An 18,988-nucleotide genomic window follows, 5' to 3' on the forward strand; every position below is an offset into this window, starting at 1 on the left:
GTAGACCTTCACGGGATGACAGGGGCAGAATTAGCCTTCACGCAATAACTATTAATAAGAGCGGTCCAAAATAAATTTAATAATCGAAAACAAATAGTCTTTATAAATATTCTGAACCGGAATTTTATTTAATAACTTACTTACTTCATTTTCTAAGTTACTTAAATAATTAACTGTTTCATTGTAAATTTCATGCTTTACCATTAAGTTATGTATTTTTACAAAGTCATCTTTAGTACGCTTATCACATTTAATTATATTTTCGAGCCAAAGCTGCTTATCTTGCTCTAACTTATTATATAAAAAAATCAGCGGTAATGTAACTTTTCCTTCTAAGAAATCATCGCCAATATTTTTGCCTACCTGTTTATCATTACCCAAATAATCAAGCAAGTCATCTATAACCTGAAATATCGTACCGAGTAATTTCCCAAAGTCCTGCATATCTTTAGAAATATGGTCTACCTGCTCTGCTATAATAGCTCCCACTTCACAAGCAGCTCCAAATAGTTCGGCGGTTTTAGATTTAACTATTTGCTGATATTCGTCTATAGTTATAATACGTCGTTCATTTAACTTCACTAGCTGTACTACCTCCCCTGCGGAAATAATTGCCGAAGCTTTAGCTAGAACATTCATAGCTTTAATAGAGCCGGAAGCTACCATTAACTTAAAAGACTGACTAAAGAGGAAATCACCCACTAAAATACTTGTTTTACTTCCCCAAATAACGTTAGCCGTAGGTTTGAATCTTCTTAAAGTGCTGTCGTCTACCACATCATCATGAAGCAATGTGGCGGTGTGAATGAATTCAACGGCACTTGCGAGCTTTATATGATTATCGCCTTTATAATCAAACATTTTAGCAGTTATTATAGTTAAAAGCGGACGAATTCTTTTACCTCCTGCTTCTAGTAAATATTTACCGACCTTTTCTATTAACTCTTCATCACTTTTTAAACAGCTAATTATTAAATTGTTTAACTTAGTTACTTCATCTTTTAAATCTTGCTGTATTTTTACTATAATATTCATGGTATTTTTATAAATTTTTCCGTCATTGCGAGAAAAAATTGAAAATTTTGACGCAGCAACCTCGTGCCAAAATCCTGAGATTGCCACGCTTCTTTCAGTCGCTCGCAATGATGATTAACGAAGTTCATCGAGTATACATTCCTCTAATATTTTTTGATTAACATTAGGAATTAACTCCATAATTTTTTCTTTTACATTTTCACCGGGTTGCACTTTTTTTACTGCTGCTTGATATAAAGATAAATAATATAAAGGTATAAGTTTATTTATATCATCTATATTACCTATTTTAGCTTTGTTTAAATCGGACAAATCAAACACATACTCAATGCTAGCATCAATTAAATTAGATGAATTCGGGTGATCGGAAATAGTTTTTAAAAATGATTTCAAAGCATTCCTGTATACTTCCTTACTCTCTTCCGAAAAATTTTTAAAATCCCCTACTCCGTATATATATGTACTTAAAACATCTATTATTCTAGAGTAATCATTAATTACTATCGTACCTTTACTGTAAGAATCTTTAAGAGCATTTACTATAGTTTCATTTGTTATATTAAATCCCGATGCGTTGGAATAGAGACTTAAAGCATTTATCTGTGCTCTAGTTAATTTGTTTAATTCAGTCACTAAATTAATATTTAAATTAAAATTATATTCCCTATCTTCAAAAATACTAAAATTATATTGTTTATTATTATTTAAAATATAGCTTAGTTCATTGTTAAAATCTTTATATAGCTTATTATCAGAAAGTTTAAATAAATAGGTTTGCTTATCATAATATTTCTTTATAAATTCTAATGAACCTATTATAAAACCAGGTTTTAGCTTAAATTGCGAATCTACCAAAAGATCAATATTATTATTGCCGAAATCGTTTAACTTACCTTTATATAATAAATTAATATTATTTTCAAAGTTATTACTATTGATTTTTGCATTAGTAACTTCAATTGTTAAATCTTTAGCAATATCTTTAAAATGCACACTACTAGTACTAATCAAGAAATTACCGGAAAATTTGAAATTATTATTCCAAGCGGGTCTATATAATAATAAGCCGGCAGGTATTATTCTATCTTCAAGGTTACTTTGTACTATTTCGGTTTCATAATAAATTTCTAATTTTTGCGGTATGTTATCAAGGAAATCCTGTTTACTTGTATAATACTTACTTTTGTCAAATAACATAGTAAGTATAGTATGATCTTCTTCATATAATTTTTGATTATCGACTAAGTCAAAAATTTCTGTTTTACCGGAAGTAAATTTAATATTTTCTATTAAATTTATAACTTCAAATAAATCTTTTTGAAATAGTACTATTTCAAATAATTTAAAATTTAACGGTATTTTTGTTGATAATATACAGTTCTCATTATAAAACCTTACTCCAAAGCCTCTTTGAACCGGCTTAAATTTTCCGAATGCTTCTCCGGAAAAATGTATAAATAATTTCTGCTTAAGTAAATCATAACCGATATTTATTGGTGTGGTAAATTTAGTTGCTCTATTAATACTCTCTTCTTGCCAATTAATTACTGAAATACCTAATTTGAAAGGAAAACCATATGGCTGAACTTTAGAAAACTTAATAAGATATTGCTGATTAGGATTATTATCAGCCTGTCCTATATTAAGGTTGGTACCGGCATATTTTTGATTTATAGAGTGTGATAAAGAGAACATAATAGTAAACCACAGCCCACTATATGCGAGTATAATAAAGATAGTTATAAATAATATTATTTTAAGAATTTTTTTCATCTTTAAATCGGTATTATAGTGTGATTTTCTGAGTTTGTTATTATTTCATGAGATTGCCAAGCAGTCTACGACTGCTCGCAATGACTGGGTGGTATCCACGCAACAATGCCCGCTTGCAATGACGTTTACTTACACAGCTCTATATATTCCTTATTCAATTTTATAACGTTCCAAATCCATAAACTCATCATAACTATAAAAGTTACTAATAAATATATTATAATAGAATCAAAGGTAGCAGTCGGAATAATAATAAATATCAAAGACTGTATAAATGCTCCAAGCGATTTACCGAATTTAGTACCTATTACCTCTACGGCAGCTTTTCCCTTAGTTCTAAGTTCTAAAGATAACGGAATATACGCCATTTCTTTTGTTGAATCGAATAATGAATATTTGGATGATTTACTCAGTATGTTCTGAATTGCTCCAACAATAATCGCTGCATATAGAAGATGAAAATCACCGAAACATGCTCCTATTTCTTCAATAAAAATTATAAAGATAAAAAACATCAAGCCGGTAATAGATAACATAATAGGAGTTAATAATGCAGAAATGAGCCAACCGAGTCTTCTAAGAATATTACTGCCTATTATCATGAAAGTAACGCATGATATCCCCATCCAAATATTAAACCTGCCCATAAAGTTAACATAGTCTATAGTGTTTGGATGTAATTCTTTTATTTTTGCTTTCCAAGGTCCTTCAACTATATTTATTAATAATCCATAACAGATTATTAATAAGGCAATACGACCTATATATTTTGAGTGAATTACTAATTTGATACTTTCAATTACCGAAAGTTTTGTTTTCATTTTAGCTGTAACTTTTTTTGCATCTAAAACATTTATGGAATCTGTTAAAATAAATCTATTTATTATTCTAAATAGAAGCATAGCAATGATTCCTGCAGTAACAATAATTGACATGATTGGCTGAAGCATTATAGCATTTCCGGCAGATGCATTAAAAGAATCCAGTAATAATTCTGAATCAATGACGTCCTGCCCGCTTGAGAAAAAGACAAGTACGCTGCCTGCTATTATAAGACCGATATTACCGATCATTCCAAGAACGGGATAGAATCTTTTAGCTTTAGAAGTATCAAAAATGTGATTGGCAAACTGCCAAAACATTAAGTTTATGACTACTGCACTCCATAATTCCGCGAAAATATACATCAGTGCATAACTCCATTGACTACCTAGTTTAATAAACCATTTAAAATTAGGGTATGAAGCAATTAAGTTATTTATCATTTCATCATTAGGATGATAAATATCTTGATTTGGATAAATAATATAGGCAAATAATAAGAAAAATAGTAAAAAACTGCCGACTATAATGTAGAAAATATATTCAAAATTTAATTTATTACTAAGCTTAACATAAAGTACGGTAAAAATTACGCACGAGGGTAATACTAACCATAATTTTAAGAAGCTAATAATTTCAGCCCCCATAGAGGGTACTACTAAACTATCTTTGATAGATCTTAAAGCCCCAAAATTAAAAAGGATACATAACATCATTAAAGCCATAGGTATAAATAGCTTTAATTCTTTCCTTTCTATAGGCCACATTATTTCTTTCACTTTTTCAAAGAAAATTTTAGGCGGTAACATTTTTATTGTAACCTTACATATTAAAGTTAACTTTTAAATCTCTTAAGTGCTAAAGTCAATTAAAATAATTAATTTATACTACTCCAAGGTGTTATTTCTCTTGATTCTTGACTAACGGGGTCATTAGAATTCATAACCATATGAAATCTATAGAAACTATCTAAGTCACTATTTAGTAGACTAGAGGATATTACTGTGCCGGCATGAATAGCAAACTTAGTATAACCGCTATAATATTTTAGGCAATCATCATCATTTTTTATTTCTAGTATTTCTTTTACTTTTCTTTCGTGACCTAAAATAATGAGTTTAGCTAAATTAATCGCAGCTTTTTTAGTATATAAAGTATCTAAACCGTAACTACCGTTTTTAATCGCTTTATATTGCTGAACTAAAGTAACATTTTTGTCTAGATAAAGACGTAGTAAGCAATCATAACCCTTTGCTACCTCCAAACGCACCATTCCGTCTTCTACTTGAAAAGAGCAAATTTTTTCTCACCTTGCTTTATCTTTTGAGTTTAAAGATTCGCTATCTTCTAATTGCTCAAGTGCTAGATCAAAATTTAATTGATCTTCACGTATGGTACTATAGAACTTTTTATAACTATCATTCCCAATATCTATAATACAATCTATAGTTTATACATTCTGTAATTACTTACGAAAAAAGTTGCAGTAATTATTACTGCTAGAAAAATAAAAAAAGATAGTATTAAATTCGTACGAGACATTTACATATTATAAAAAATTAATGCATGGATTTTAACAATTAATAACAAAAGAGCAATAATTATTACAAATAGCGATAAAAAATTTATTAGTTATTTATATACTTATAATAAAGAACCTTATATAAGGTTTTGTCAAAAAATAACATTTATGTCTAAAAAGAAAAAGCTTGGTCTGGAATCTTGCAATTTTTTTTAAAACATATTAATATAGGTATAGATTATATAGAGCTGATTTTGTCCTACACCTTGAATCAGATTAGGGAAAATGATAGAATAGAAATAGAAAAAATGCTTAAATCGCATTTAAACCCTGCATTAGGAGGAAACCTTATGAATAGCTTAGCTCATAGCTGGAAACAAGAAGGTATTGAAGAAGGTAGAAAAAAAGAGAAAATTACTATGGCTAAAGAAATGAAAAAAGAAGGACTTTCTTTAGAAGCTATTATGAAAATAACGAAATTAGATAAGAAAGATATTGAGCAATTACATGATTACATTACATGCTGCAAATAAACAGAATACTCACATTTTTGCATATTAAGCCTATAGGCACTTAGAGCTAAAGGCATATATACTCGATCAACTTCAAAAATTGGCTACGTTGTCTCATAAGCTCTGCGGTGCTCACGTGTTAAGTATACGCTCCGCTCCTTGCCTTATAGACTCCTTGCTCTTTTTGAAGTTGATCTTCGTCTGTCAATTCTTCATTTACTCGAAGTATATAAATTCATGTTAAATAACTCTCGTTTATGTATTATTTGGTTGTTGGGGCTTATTAGCGGTTTTAATCTAATGATTACCGGTAATACTTTAAATTATTGGCTTGCTAAAGAAGATATAGCACTGCAAACAATCGGTATATTATCATTCATCACGCTTCCCTACTCTATTAATTTCTTGTTAGCACCGATTTTTGATGCAGTGCAAATTAAATATTTAAACAAAATATTCGGTCATAGATTATCTTGGATTTGCTTAACTAGCAGTGCATTGATATTTCTTATATATATTTTCAGCTTTTTAGAGCCTAGTACTAATCTATTATTATTTGCTTTCACGGCTTTAATTATTTCTTTTTTTAGTGCTGCACAAGATACTATATTAAGTGCTTTAAGAACGGAAATAGTACCTAAAGAATCGCTTGGGTTTACTTCAGGAATATATATATTCGGTTATCGGGTCGGTATGCTTTTAGCCGGTTCCGGAGCTATTTATTTATCTATTTATTTAACATTTAATGAAATATATAAAATCTTTGCCAGTTTAGTATTTATTTATTTAATTTTATTGATTATAGGAATTAAGTATTGTTATTTAAACGAGAACATACATATACAGATAATCAAGAATGATATAAAAAATAATCAAAATAAAAAAAACATAATAAATTTTATATATAATGCGTTAAAACCTATAGGTTCTGTTTATTTCATTATTCTTATATTAATTTTCCTAGTATTATATAGATTACCCGATAACTTAATTAATGTTATGATTAATCCGTTTTTGCTTCATCTTGAGTATGATGCTTTTGAAATAGCAAGTGTTGGAAAGTTTTGGGGAGTTGTAGGAGCTATAATCGGTGGACTTGTCGGCGGTGTTATTATGAAACATAAAAATATATTAAATAGTATATGTTTATTTGGTATTATTCATGCTTTAGGACATATTTTATTTATTTTTCTTGAAATAAACGGTAAAAATTCTTTATTATTATTTATTACGATAGGAATAGCAAGTATTACCGGCGGTATGACGATGACTGCTTATATTGCTTTTATTTCTTCACTCTGTCAAGGTAAATTTCGAGCTACTCAATATTCGTTTCTTTCATCGATGATGGGGATTTCGCGCTCAATTTTTCCTATAATTTCAGGCTATATGGTAGTAAATTTCGGTTGGCAAAATTTCTTTTTATTTACTACTATTATAACTATTCCGTCTTTATTAATATTATTAAAAATAAAAACTAAATTATAATAATGCATGATATATATTAAGTATAATATTTTTACCGTATTTTGCTATTTCTTCCATTATACCAAGTATTTTTATATTAAATCAAAGTGCAAAATATCGTTGCTTCAAAAAAGCTCTATCTAGTGTAATTATTGCTTCGATATGTTATAATATACTTATACATATAATTAATCGTTTTCAATCATGGTTTCTTCTTTATTTTTATGATTTGGTATATAGCAATACCTCTTTTCATAATTGGATTTATTTTTCTAATCTGTATTGGAATATAATACTTGGAATCAATCATATTTTAATTTAACAATAGAACCTTAGCCTATTTCTATGTGGCAACAAAGTTTAGTTTCTATATTGTGATATCAATATTATATATATTAAACCCATATATAATGAGTATATTAAATATTGGTTTTTACAAATATCAAGAAAATGACATTAAAATTATTTACATGTTTATTTGTATATGGTGTTTATCATTGGCAATAATTGGTTATAATATTAGAAAATTAAATAAAAATGCTATAATATTAAAAATAATTTAGGAGCAGTAACATTTGGAGCATAGCTCTAGTATATATATCGGACTTGATAAGTTCAATAAAATGGCTATTTAAATGAATAATGATATATTAAGTGCTTTTTTATATGGCATCATTTTAGCTCTCGGTTTAATAGTGCCACTCGGAGTACAGAATATTTTTATATTCAATCAAGGAGCAACACAGCCAAAGTTTAGCAAGGCTTTACCTAGCATAATTGCAGCCTCAATATGTGATACTATGCTTATATGTATGGCAGTGCTTGGGATATCTTTGTTAATTCTTGAAATTTCTTGGTTAAAATTATCTATATTTATTGTTGGATTTATTTTCTTAATTTATATGGGATATAATACTTGGAATCAGCCGCCTATTGATCTTACAATGAATTCCGTGGCTTTTTCAGCTAAAAAACAAATTTTATTTGCTATATCGGTGTCAATATTAAATCCGCATGCAATTATGGATACGATTATAGTAATAGGTATTAGTGCTTTAAAGTATAGTGGTATTGCAAAAATTATATTTACCTTAACTTGCATACTTATATCTTGGATATGGTTTTTTTCTTTAGCAGTTGCAGGTTATAATATCAGAAAGCTAAATAAAAGTGGTACGATTTTAACTATAATTAATAAAATAGCTGCTATTATTATTTGGGCAGTTGCTTTTTATATTGGAGTACAAATATTGTATGAAATCGGTTTTATTCACTAGACATATTGAAGAAAATAATGAAACTATAAAGGAAATAAGTAAATATAATTTAGATTTACGTGATATTCATTGTCCTTTAATTAAATATAAAACTCTAGATTTTAATATCGATATTTTAGATAATTACTCAAATATAATAATAACTAGTAAATATGCGGCAAGTATCTTAACCGGTCATAACTTAAAACAAGATATTTGGGTAGTAGGTAGTAAGTCAAAACGATTATTAGGCAAGAAAGTAATGTATACTGCTAAAAATGTGGAAGATTTGATTAAGCATTTTCCTCCTGATTTATATGAGCGGACTATATATTTATCTTCAAATGAAATTACTAAAGATTTACCTAGTAAAATAGCTAGACATATCATTTATAATGTAGAATATTTGAATGAGCTGCCCGTATCTATTATAAAAGAATTTAAAAATAATATTGATTTTATATTACTTTATTCTCAAAATAGTGCTAGGACTTTAGTAAAATTATTACTTCAAAATAATTTACTAGAGTACTTACAAGGTAGTTTAGTTGTAGCCATAAGTTTGAAAGTCGCAAATATAGTTAGACCTTTTATAAAAAATGTGGTTTATTGTGATGATCAAAACCTTAACGATATAATCCAGTTATTATCTGAAAATGCACAAATTCGATAGTTTATTTAAAAGCAAAAACATCTTTTTTATAGCAATAGTAATATTTGTCTTCTCTTCTTTTACTCTTTATCATAATAGATCTGATATTTTAAAACTGTTTAAAAGTGAAAATAAGGATTTAAGCCACATTCCTGATCAAGCAGTAGCAAATAAAGAAAATACTACCCTGGCAGAAAAGGAAGCAGCTCCTCTATTATCTACCAAGTCGCTTTTAAATTACGTAAGTTCTTTAAAGTTTCCTGAAGCACCGACTAATTTAGTAGAACCAAAATTAGAAACTGTAGTCAATTCAGCCTCATTCGGATACAAGGCACAAGGAGCGAAGCCTATAACTAATAGGAGAGCGACGAGTGATGAGGTAGGCGGATGGGTATCACTTGACTATATTAATTACTTATTAAATGTAAATCTATTAGTATATAATTTCATGCAAGATAAGGATTATAGTAAAGAACTAAGAATAGTAAAATCCCGCCTGCTGCCTCAAGATATAAGGAATATTTTAAATAACTTAGAAGCATATAATAATTATCTTTTTTCTAAATCAAGTAGTACGGAAGTAATTTTTCCTACCAACCATAAGTGGCTGGAGAAGTTTATCAAAATTGAAAAAAAACCTTCTGCTATGATGATAAAAGAACAAGATAAAGCTCTAATTTTAGAGAACTTAAACTATCTAATCGATTTTCTTTATTCAGCAAAATTTATACAGGAGTTTGTAAATAAAGATGTTTAGGTTATTATTAATATGTGCTACTTTTTTACTGCTTTATTTCGGGTTCACTTTTATAGAGCGCTTTGATTCAAAAGTTTTGATTAGTTTATATGATTATAATATTGAGACTACCTTGTGCTTGAGTCTTATTTTAGGGCTTTTATTACTAATTTCTTGTTTTATTGTCATTAGATTTCTAATATTAATTATCGATTTACCATCTAAAATACATAATATTTTTAGTAAACAAAAAATTAATCATGATAGATATGCTTTAATTTTAGCTTTTGCCGAATATATTATGAATAATAAAACTAAATCTGCTTCTATTGCTCGCAAAAATTTATCTTCTGAAGATCTAAAAGATTCACAAGAATTCCATAATTTAATCTTAGCCGTAACTGAAGAAGATGTAGATAGAAAAATTTCCTATTTTCAAAAACTTATTACATCTAAAGAATTTGTTTTTTACGGTAGCAAAAATCTAGCAACACTTTATTATGATAAATCTTTGTATGAGAAAGCAGAAAATTACGCAACAAAGGCTTATAATTTCAATGAACTTGATATTGACAATTTAATTACTTTAATTCGTTGTTATGCTAGACTTTCTCTATGGACGAAATTTATTTTTATAACGAATAAGCTCGCAAAATTTCATAAACATGAGTCTATGCCAGAAATTGCTGAGTATTATTTATTAGCAGCGAAGCAAGAAGTAGAAAGTAATAATACGGTTAATGCTATAGATTATTTGGCAACGGCTGTAGATTTAAATTTTTATAACAACGAATTACTAGAATTTTACTTTAATTTAAATAATAAGCTTAATGTTAATAAAAAGATCAAAATATTAAAAGATGCTTTTCGTATTATCCCCTCTTTAAAATTAGTGCAGCTATTTAAAAAATTTACTTTTCTATCAGATAGGCAAATTTACGAAGCATTAACTCAAGAGTTAGATGCTAAAAAAGATGAAATATTAATTTTGGCAATAGAAGCTTATTTAGAATTATAGACGTTGTGATATGGATTCTTTTATATCATCCCCACGTGGATAGCAAATAGTCATTGCGAGCAGCCGTAGACGGCAATCCGGAAAAATAATAAAAAAAATTCTGATTGAATTTTTTACTGGATTGCTTAGTCAATTGATTGCTACGCAATTTCCTCGCAATGATGACTTGGGTACCTACGTAACAACGCCTGCTCGTAATGACGGATAAGCCGAACCACACAACAAAAACTAATATAAAAATAATTTCTTTGGGCTCTTACTAATTTCTTCACTTACATTATTATTATGGTGATGATAGTTAGATTGAATTGTTATTAAATAAGCATTTATTGCTTTAGAAAATTCTTCAGTTTTATAACGAAAGAAATGGTCAGCTCCATTGATAATTTTATAATCAACTTTAATATGGGATTGTTGCTTAGATAATCTATTTGCTAGGTCTTTTACATCATCTGCTGATACTATACTATCATTATCTCCCTGTAATATAAACCCTGGAATAGGACAAGGTGAGAGGAATGAGAAGTCATATTTATGAATTGTATTAACCGGCGGCGAAATAGCAATAAAATGATTTATTTCCGGACGTCGCATTACAAGTTGCATAGCTATCCATGCTCCGAAAGAAAATCCTAATATCAGATTAAACTGAGCATTTGGGTGATTCTGCTGTAACCAGTCGAGCGCTGCCCCCGCATCAACCACTTCACCGACTCCGTTATCAAATTTACCTTGTGATCCCCCTACTCCTCTAAAATTAATACGTAAGACGGTATAACCGTTATTTGCTAAAATCTTATAGGCATTATAAACTACTTTATTATTCATATTACCCTCATATAAAGGATGAGGATGAAGAACTAATGCAATAGGGGCGTTAGGCGAGGTAGCTTTTGCATATCTTCCTTCAATTCGTCCTTCCGGACCGTTAAAATAAATTTGCGGCATAATTATTCATAATATTTAATTTGTTCGATATGATATTTTACTACTTTTTCTTATTAGTGCAACTATTCTTAATTAAAATATGATTGTATTGACGCAGGCCGCCATATATACTAAAATGTAGTCAAATCAGTTGGATTTAAATTACAAGGAGCGAGAAGCGTAGTCTATAGATAATAGGAGAGCGACGAGAGACGATGTAAGTGAATTCAAATCATTTGACTATAGCGGATAATAATAACTGAATGGAGCTATATTATGAATACATTAGATATTAGATTACGTGTTTCAGCAGATATAAAAATTGAAGCAGAAGAAATATTTAAGCAAATGGGGATGACTATGTCAGAAGCCATGAGGATATTACTAAATCAATGTATAAATAGCGGCGGTTTGCCTTTCAAACCACATATTAAGATTCCTAATAAAAAGACTATAAAAACTTTTGAGGATACCGATAAGCAAATTGGTTTAACGATCTCAAATAATACAAAAGAAATGTTTAATAAGTTAGGCACCTAATTTGTATCATCATTGCAAGCGACTAGAAACCTTGCTGTACGACTTCTATGTCATTCCCGCGAAAGCGGGAGTCTAGAAAAATCACCTTAATACTAGTAGAAAAATTACAGACTATTGACAAAATAAACCTAAAAAAAACAAGTTTTTTATAGGTTTTACTGGATTCCCGCTTTCGCGGGAATGACATATAAAGATTATCTAAGAAAATACTGCTCGCTCCACTGCATCTACGCTATGTTGCACTAAATTCTTAGCAATTTCTTTAGTAATCATCTTTTTTAGACCGTTTTTAAGTTCTTGTCTAACACATCCAAGCATTTGCGGTTCTGCTACAATAATCAATTCCTTATATTTAGCTTGATCAGCATTAGTTACTTTCTCTAAATGTTTAATAACGCTCTTTGCTGCTTCTTGATGTTCTATATCTTTTAGCGAAGTATGCGGCTCAAATAACGAAGCTGGTGTAGATTTATTTTGGTAAAGGCTTTGTTTTTTTTCTCTATGGTGGTGATGCTCCTCTAAATCCAAAGATAATTTTAAAGGTGTATTAGTAATAATTTTAACTCCTTGAGCGTCGTAAAGCATCATTTGCTTACTATCGATAACCGCAATTAATTTTAACGGTGCTGTAATTACCATAAATACCTCCATAAAAACTAAGTTGTAATTTTATGATAATACTAATTATTTTTAAAACCTAATATTAATTTAATAATTTTTGCTTTTCACTGTTAATAATTTGCTCAACCTTGTCATTCAGTATACGTACGTCTGTTTGTTCTATTTCTTCTTTTTCTATTACACCTATAATCTTTATCTTTATAGTTCCAGGTTGCTTAAACCAAAAACCTCTAGGCCAAAATAAACCGGCATTATGAGCCATCATCACAATTGGAACTTTAGTAATTGAAGCAAGCTTTACGGCACTTGGTTTAAATTTTACCGTTCTATCAGGCGGAACTTTAGTTGATTCCGGAAATATTATTAACCATAATCCTTCTTTTATTTTTTCCTGACCTTCTCTCAAAATCTGAGCAACCGAGCTATTAGTACCACGGTCAACCGCAATAGGTTTAACCATCCGAAGTCCCCAACCAAGCATGGGTATATTAAATAATTCACGCTTTAATACCCAAGAATGTTTAGGAATAATCAGTTGCATAAACATTTGATCCCAAAAGGATTGGTGATTAGACACGACTATTGAAGTAGTCTTCGGTAATTTCTCAAGCCCCTCTACTTCATATTTTAAACCGCAACAAATTTTTGCAAGCCACACAAAAGCATAAGAAAAGATAATGGCAATTCTATATCTTATTTGATAGTTGACATTGAAAAATGTTACGGGTATGTAACATATAAGAAAAAAAATAAATGTAAATAATGATAATAATCCGTAAAATGATAAAATTCTTAAACGCCACAGCATAATTATTAAGATAATTATATTAATTAAAATGGTATTTATAACATAATTTTACAATGAATAAAATAAAAAGGTATTAAATGAAAAAAACTGTTCTTTCCGGTGTGCAAGCAACCGGTTCTTTACATCTCGGTAACTATCTTGGTGCAATTAAAAACTGGGTTAAAATGCAGGAAGAATATAATTGTTTTTTCTTCTTAGCAGATTTGCATGCTATCACGGTTGATATTAAGCCATCAGAACTTAACAGTTCAATTATGGAGGTGCTTGCTGTTTATTTAGCAGCAGGGCTTAACCCCGACAAAGTAACGATTTTTGCTCAAAGTATGGTGAAAGAGCATGCTGAACTTGCTTGGCTACTAAGTTGCGTTACACCGCTTGGATGGTTAAAGCGCATGACGCAATTTAAAGATAAAGCAGGTAGCGATCAAGAAAAGGCTTGTCTTGGGTTATTTTCCTATCCGGTACTTATGGCAGCGGATATCTTAATATATAAAGCCGATATAGTGCCTGTAGGTGAGGATCAGAAGCAGCATTTAGAGCTAACAAGAGATATTGCAGGGGTAGTCAATAGAAAATTTAACAAAGAAATTCTAAAAGTTCCTGAGGTTTTAATTAGTGAAACAGGCACAAGAATAATGAGCTTACGGGATGGATTAAAGAAAATGAGTAAATCTGATATTTCGGATTTTTCCCGTATCAATTTAAAAGACGATAACGATCTTATTCATCAAAAAATAAAAAAAGCCAAAACCGATCATTTAAGTTTTGTTAGCTATGATAAAGAAACAAGACCGGAAATTAGTAATTTATTAGATACTTATAGAAGTTTATCTGAAGAAAGCTTGGAAAAAATAATCGGTAATTATCAAAACCAAGGTTTCGCAAAATTTAAAGAAGATTTGGCAGAAATTATTATTACAAATCTACAACCGATACGTGATAAATATTTAGAATTAATGAATGATAAAGAATATTTATTAAAAATACTGCACAAAGGAGCAGAAAAAGCAAGAATTAGAGCTTCTGAAACGGTTAACGAAGTGAAAGAACAATTCGGATTTGTAATTTAAATTCATATATTGCAAGATTTCCCTTGAAATATATAAGATTATTTGGTATGAATCTTCTTGGATAGGTGGCCGAGAGGTTTAAGGCACTAGTCTTGAAAACTGGCGTACGGGCAACCGTACCGTGGGTTCGAATCCCACCCTATCCGCCAGCTCAGTTTACAGTATTATGCCCTTTTATTTTCTTTATAGTGCTTAGTATATTTATCTAGTCAAGTCCTAATCATTTTTTGGTAAGGCATATGTGCAGTTGCTACTTCTGATTTAAAAAATTCTACGCTCTCTTTACTTAAAGCAATGGTTACTTTTACTGAATCATTTTTTAATAACAGTTTGCTAGGATGTGGTAAGAAATCTTTTACTATTTTTACTTCCTCTATTTCCCCATCAGTGTATTTTATTCTCTTGCTCATAAGTTCTCTTACTTTATGCCAGTATCCTGCTCCAAAAATTCTTATATGATTATCTCGAAACATAAAACGGACTGTTAAAATATTACCATCAACTGTACCTAAACAAAAATATCTTTTTTCTGTAATACTATGGTCTACATCTTGAAGGATTATCCTTTTGATATCTAGAAAAGCTTTTTGAGCTTCATAAAAGCTTACGTTATGCTTACTAATATTAATTTTATTTTTTTCTTCATCTCATTCAAAAGAAGAATGCATTTTTAGCCTGTAATCGATTAATTTAATAATACTTAGCTCTATACTAAATGTCCATATATCTATATGGGTAATAAGCCATACTGTTTAGTTTTAAATTAAAATTTAAGAAAAAATTTATTAATTATTTTATCGCTATATTTCATTATTCCAGAGAGTATCTAAAAATTCTTGAATAGGCCAAATGGTAATTTTTTTATTTTCTAAATTAATTATACGTTTTGTTTTTTCAAAAGATATAACATGTAATTTAAAATCACTATCTTTACTAAATTCTAATAGACCTTTTAAATTATTTTTTTGTATAGAAGAAGCAATTTTAACTTCAAATGCATTATTTTGAAATATAAAATCAACCTCATATCCTTCTTTAGTACGCCAATAAAATAACTCATCTCTTTTGTCGTTTAAATATTTATAAGCTATTAATTCTAAGAATACATAATGCGCAAAAGATTTACCAGCATTAAACCCTGTCATTTCCTGATATTCATATTTTCTTAGGTAATGGCTAAGTGCGATATCGAAAAGGTAAAATTTAGGCATTTCCGTAATAATTTGCCTTTTACTACGTGATCTATACGGATAAAGATGATATCCTAAATACATATCTTCTAATATTTCAAGATATGTTCTAACGGTTTTTGCATCAACACCGCAATCTCTTGCTATATTACTATAATTTATCATCTCACCGTTTGAAATGCCTATAATCTCTAGAAACCTTGCAAATGCTTCGCGTTTTCTTAAATTTGCTTCAAACTGTACTTCAGATAAAATATAGTCATATAAATAGGACGCAAGATATTTATGAATCTTTTTTGATGCAATATAATGATCAGGTATTAGTCCATGATTAAAAATTTTATGCCAATCAAGCTCTTTTATCTCAGAATAGCATAGCGGCAAAAACATATATATCCAAGCTCTTCCGCCAAGTAAATTGCTACCTGTTGATTTTAAGCGCCTAGCACTAGAGCTGCAAAGGATAAATTGTAAAGATTTATTAGAGTCTATTAAATAATGAACCTCATCTAACAGTAAGGGAATTTTTTGCACCTCATCAATAATAATAGTTGAGATGCCGTCTTTTGACTTAAGCTCTTCTCTTAAACGTTCAGGATTTTGAAAGTAAACTTTATAGATATCAGCTTGTAATAAACCTATATATACACTATCCGGAAAACGTTGTTTCAGATATGTTGACTTACCAGTTTTACGTGCTCCCCACAAAAAATAGGACTGTCCTTTTGGTAATTCTAAGTCTAAAAATCTTTGTATTGTCAGATAATATCTTGCAAATTTAGATATTTTAGGAGTATATTCCCTAAATATCTATTTGTCTAGTTGATTTACAGATAGCTTCCAACATCATTTTAGCGGCTTTTATGCCTGCTTCTGTTGAAGTTTTTATATTGGTAGTTTCGGTATGGAAAGTTATTTTACTGCCGTCAAGGTTACCGAGCATAAAATCGGTTTGTATATTAGACATCTTCCCAAACTCTACTTCTAGGGGTAATTTGTACGTCAATCCGGTACTTGCATCTGTACGATCGTTTTTGTACGCTGCGGTGGCAAGTGTTTCCGTGTTGCCTTCAAATGCCTCCCGATAAGCGAGTTTGGAAAGATGTCTAGGATCTGCATCTAGATATTGTGAATAAGCAGCAATCGGAGTGCGGCAATTAGCATCTAGATACTCTAAAAATGCTCTTTCGGGTTTTATTAGTTCAAAAGTGGGAAGATGATTAATTTTGTTGCATATCTCAAGCATAGCATTATCGTCTTTTCTAATCTCAACTGCAATGACTCCCTGCCCTATACACGGTAACATCTGTGAATACTCTATCAAATGGCAATACTCCGGATTAAACGCCTCTAACCTTTTAAGACCTGTATATGCTAAAATTGTTGCGTCAACTTCGCCGGTCATTAGCTTTTTCATTCTTGAATCAACATTCCCTCTAAAAACCGTTACCTTTAAATCCGGTCTTATTTTTTGGATAAATGCTTTTCTTCGTACTGCCGAGCTACCTATTACGGCATTTTGCGGCAGCTCTTCTATAGATTTATATTTTAGACAAACAAAAACATCTCTGGGGTCTTCACGCTCTAAAACAGCAGCTATTACTAGCGGTTCAGGTATTCTACCCGGTACATCTTTTAAAGAATGAACAGCTAAGTCAATTTTTTTATCAAGCAAGGCTTGTTCTATTTCCTTTAAAAATAAAGCTTTACCGCCTATATCGTATAATGGTTTATTTTGGATTAAATCCCCGCTAGTAATAATCGGCACTATTTCAAAATTAATATCAGGACAAAATTGTTTGATTTGCTGAATAACTAAATTAGTGTGTATTAAAGCAAGTGGACTTTTTCTTGTACCTATTCTGATAGAATTTGTCATTTGTTTTCTCCTATTTCAAAAGGGCTAGTAAAACTTAAAACATTACTGTTTATAATTACTTTATGATTCATAATAACCGGATGATTTACTTCTTCATGCCCTCCTGCTGCTTTATAAGTTCCAATATTTTGAATATGATTTAAACAAAAACTTTTTATAGCTTGTTCTACAAACTCATCCCCTTTAGTAAAATCACCAAAGATTAACCGATATTTTTTAATTGAACTAGATTACGATGCACTGCATAGGCTTTTTCATTAACGTCTTCAAGCAATAGAATTTTATTGTCATCCCCGTGAAAACGGGGATCCAGTATAATGTTATACCGTGGCGGGGCCACAGTATAACAGCAAAAAGTACTGGATTCCTGTGATCAACGGAATGACATTTTCAATTACAAAGGCATCGTAAAAATAAAAGTAGTCTTTCCCTGTTTATCGTTTTCTGCCCAAATTTTTCCGGCGTGCAGTTCTATTACTTTCTTACATAATGCAAGTCCTACTCCTCTACCTCCTACCGGTGTACGTGTTTTAGAGCTTACGATAAATACACCGAATATACTCTGCAATTCCTCTTTCAGTACTTCTATTCCATCGTCTTTTAACTAAACAAGATATTATTTTCTTGCATGTGTAGATCAATTTTTATTATTCCCTCACTACAATAGCTGATAGCATTTATTATTAGATTATCGAATGTGTGTTTCATGTAATGAGGATCACAGTTAAAATTGAAAAGAATATAATTATTATATTCTTTTCAATATCAGATACAAAATTTAAGATTTCGCCGTTTAGATATAATTTCTTACATATTTTAATCCTTTCATGTAGCAATTCGCTTAAGTTTATATCTTGTTTATTTAGTTCATCATTAAGACTGGATAATTTTGAAAAATCTAGAATATTATTTATCAAGCTATTTAATTTAATAGAGCTTTTAGCTATAATCGCTACTGCATTGCGACGCTGATCTTCATTAAATTTATCATAATTAGCCCATAAGGTTTCACCAAGGCTAATAATACCGGTTAGCGGCGTATTGATTTCATGGTCTATATTACGTAAGAACTCATGTTTCAAATCAAGTAACTTCTCTAATTCCTGCTCTCTCTAATTAACTCTATTACCTAAAGGAGTATTTTTTAGGTTAACTAATGT

Annotated in this window: 19 protein-coding genes, 1 tRNA gene and 3 pseudogenes; 9 read left to right on the top strand and 14 right to left on the bottom strand. The window is 30.0% G+C overall.

The window, feature by feature from the left end:
* Positions 1 to 51: 51 nt before the first annotated feature.
* The 4 genes and pseudogenes from A3305_RS07795 to A3305_RS11680 form a co-directional block, all read right to left on the bottom strand.
* On the bottom strand, positions 52 to 1,035 hold the full coding sequence (locus tag A3305_RS07795; protein WP_014392436.1) for a polyprenyl synthetase family protein: 984 nt from the start codon (positions 1,033 to 1,035) through the stop codon (positions 52 to 54).
* A 114-nt stretch (positions 1,036 to 1,149) separates the two neighbouring features.
* Positions 1,150 to 2,808, bottom strand: coding sequence for a hypothetical protein (locus tag A3305_RS07805; protein ID WP_014392437.1), 1,659 nt, complete (start codon positions 2,806 to 2,808; stop codon positions 1,150 to 1,152).
* Positions 2,809 to 2,933: 125 nt separating this feature from the next.
* Complete coding sequence (gene tlc3 / locus A3305_RS07810; protein WP_014392438.1) at positions 2,934 to 4,439, bottom strand: nucleotide exchange transporter Tlc3; 1,506 nt, start codon at positions 4,437 to 4,439, stop codon at positions 2,934 to 2,936.
* 101 nt (positions 4,440 to 4,540) lie between these two features.
* Positions 4,541 to 5,172 (bottom strand): annotated as a pseudogene (locus A3305_RS11680) (glycosyltransferase family 8 protein); the annotation flags it as partial.
* Between the two features lie 246 nt (positions 5,173 to 5,418).
* Here A3305_RS11680 and A3305_RS07820 point away from each other — a divergent pair.
* The 6 genes from A3305_RS07820 (at position 5,419) to A3305_RS07850 (ending at position 10,793) form a co-directional block, all read left to right on the top strand.
* Entirely contained in the window at positions 5,419 to 5,685 is a 267-nt protein-coding gene (locus tag A3305_RS07820) for a hypothetical protein (protein WP_014392440.1), read from the top strand.
* Positions 5,686 to 5,901: 216 nt separating this feature from the next.
* On the top strand, positions 5,902 to 7,152 hold the full coding sequence (locus tag A3305_RS07825; RefSeq protein ID WP_014392441.1) for an AmpG family muropeptide MFS transporter: 1,251 nt from the start codon (positions 5,902 to 5,904) through the stop codon (positions 7,150 to 7,152).
* Between the two features lie 614 nt (positions 7,153 to 7,766).
* Positions 7,767 to 8,408: a LysE/ArgO family amino acid transporter gene (locus A3305_RS07835; protein WP_014392442.1), complete on the top strand. Its 642-nt coding sequence runs from the start codon at positions 7,767 to 7,769 to the stop codon at positions 8,406 to 8,408.
* A complete protein-coding gene (locus A3305_RS07840; RefSeq protein ID WP_014392443.1) occupies positions 8,386 to 9,060 on the top strand; it encodes a uroporphyrinogen-III synthase in 675 nt (224 codons plus the stop codon). Before A3305_RS07835 ends, A3305_RS07840 begins: the two co-directional genes overlap by 23 nt.
* Positions 9,044 to 9,796: a palindromic element RPE2 domain-containing protein gene (locus A3305_RS07845; protein ID WP_014392444.1), complete on the top strand. Its 753-nt coding sequence runs from the start codon at positions 9,044 to 9,046 to the stop codon at positions 9,794 to 9,796. Before A3305_RS07840 ends, A3305_RS07845 begins: the two co-directional genes overlap by 17 nt.
* On the top strand, positions 9,789 to 10,793 hold the full coding sequence (locus tag A3305_RS07850; protein ID WP_014392445.1) for a tetratricopeptide repeat protein: 1,005 nt from the start codon (positions 9,789 to 9,791) through the stop codon (positions 10,791 to 10,793). The genes A3305_RS07845 and A3305_RS07850 overlap by 8 nt, the downstream gene beginning before the upstream one ends.
* Positions 10,794 to 11,021: 228 nt before the next feature.
* Here A3305_RS07850 and A3305_RS07855 read toward each other — a convergent pair whose 3' ends face one another.
* Positions 11,022 to 11,741, bottom strand: coding sequence for an alpha/beta hydrolase (locus tag A3305_RS07855; RefSeq protein ID WP_014392446.1), 720 nt, complete (start codon positions 11,739 to 11,741; stop codon positions 11,022 to 11,024).
* Positions 11,742 to 11,996: 255 nt separating this feature from the next.
* Between A3305_RS07855 and A3305_RS07860 the strand changes: the two genes are divergently transcribed.
* On the top strand, positions 11,997 to 12,260 hold the full coding sequence (locus A3305_RS07860) for a type II toxin-antitoxin system RelB/DinJ family antitoxin (RefSeq protein WP_014392447.1): 264 nt from the start codon (positions 11,997 to 11,999) through the stop codon (positions 12,258 to 12,260).
* Between the two features lie 198 nt (positions 12,261 to 12,458).
* Here A3305_RS07860 and A3305_RS07865 read toward each other — a convergent pair whose 3' ends face one another.
* Together A3305_RS07865 and A3305_RS07870 are read right to left on the bottom strand one after the other, a co-directional pair.
* On the bottom strand, positions 12,459 to 12,899 hold the full coding sequence (locus A3305_RS07865) for a host attachment protein (protein WP_014392448.1): 441 nt from the start codon (positions 12,897 to 12,899) through the stop codon (positions 12,459 to 12,461).
* Between the two features lie 64 nt (positions 12,900 to 12,963).
* Positions 12,964 to 13,689, bottom strand: coding sequence for a lysophospholipid acyltransferase family protein (locus tag A3305_RS07870; RefSeq protein ID WP_014392449.1), 726 nt, complete (start codon positions 13,687 to 13,689; stop codon positions 12,964 to 12,966).
* A 77-nt stretch (positions 13,690 to 13,766) separates the two neighbouring features.
* On the opposite strand from A3305_RS07870, the gene trpS reads away from it, so the two are divergent.
* Together trpS and A3305_RS07880 are read left to right on the top strand one after the other, a co-directional pair.
* Positions 13,767 to 14,759, top strand: coding sequence for a tryptophan--tRNA ligase (gene trpS / locus A3305_RS07875; protein ID WP_014392450.1), 993 nt, complete (start codon positions 13,767 to 13,769; stop codon positions 14,757 to 14,759).
* A 59-nt stretch (positions 14,760 to 14,818) separates the two neighbouring features.
* Positions 14,819 to 14,908 (top strand) — tRNA-Ser (locus A3305_RS07880).
* Between the two features lie 60 nt (positions 14,909 to 14,968).
* On the opposite strand, the gene A3305_RS10945 is transcribed toward A3305_RS07880, so the two are convergent.
* From A3305_RS10945 to A3305_RS09710, 7 genes and pseudogenes are all read right to left on the bottom strand, one after another.
* Complete coding sequence (locus A3305_RS10945; RefSeq protein ID WP_014392451.1) at positions 14,969 to 15,232, bottom strand: hypothetical protein; 264 nt, start codon at positions 15,230 to 15,232, stop codon at positions 14,969 to 14,971.
* Between the two features lie 9 nt (positions 15,233 to 15,241).
* Positions 15,242 to 15,388: pseudogene (locus tag A3305_RS10950) on the bottom strand (BrnT family toxin); the annotation flags it as partial.
* Between the two features lie 171 nt (positions 15,389 to 15,559).
* Positions 15,560 to 16,657 (bottom strand): ATP-binding protein, encoded by a 1,098-nt coding sequence (locus tag A3305_RS11915; protein WP_014392452.1) that lies wholly within the window; start codon positions 16,655 to 16,657, stop codon positions 15,560 to 15,562.
* 94 nt (positions 16,658 to 16,751) lie between these two features.
* Positions 16,752 to 17,828 carry a hydroxymethylbilane synthase gene (gene hemC, locus A3305_RS07895; protein ID WP_014392453.1) on the bottom strand — a complete coding sequence of 359 codons (1,077 nt, stop codon included), beginning with the start codon at positions 17,826 to 17,828 and terminating at the stop codon, positions 16,752 to 16,754.
* Positions 17,825 to 18,147, bottom strand: a pseudogene (locus A3305_RS07900) (LD-carboxypeptidase); the annotation flags it as partial. The pseudogene A3305_RS07900 and the gene hemC, both read right to left, overlap by 4 nt.
* Before the next feature lie 75 nt (positions 18,148 to 18,222).
* On the bottom strand, positions 18,223 to 18,396 hold the full coding sequence (locus A3305_RS09705) for an ATP-binding protein (RefSeq protein WP_014392455.1): 174 nt from the start codon (positions 18,394 to 18,396) through the stop codon (positions 18,223 to 18,225).
* A 136-nt stretch (positions 18,397 to 18,532) separates the two neighbouring features.
* On the bottom strand, positions 18,533 to 18,910 hold the full coding sequence (locus A3305_RS09710) for a sensor histidine kinase (RefSeq protein WP_014392456.1): 378 nt from the start codon (positions 18,908 to 18,910) through the stop codon (positions 18,533 to 18,535).
* Between the last annotated feature and the right edge of the window lie 78 nt (positions 18,911 to 18,988).

The organism is Rickettsia amblyommatis, from assembly GCF_002078335.1.
In the GTDB taxonomy this organism is placed as follows: Bacteria; Pseudomonadota; Alphaproteobacteria; order Rickettsiales; family Rickettsiaceae; genus Rickettsia; species Rickettsia rickettsii.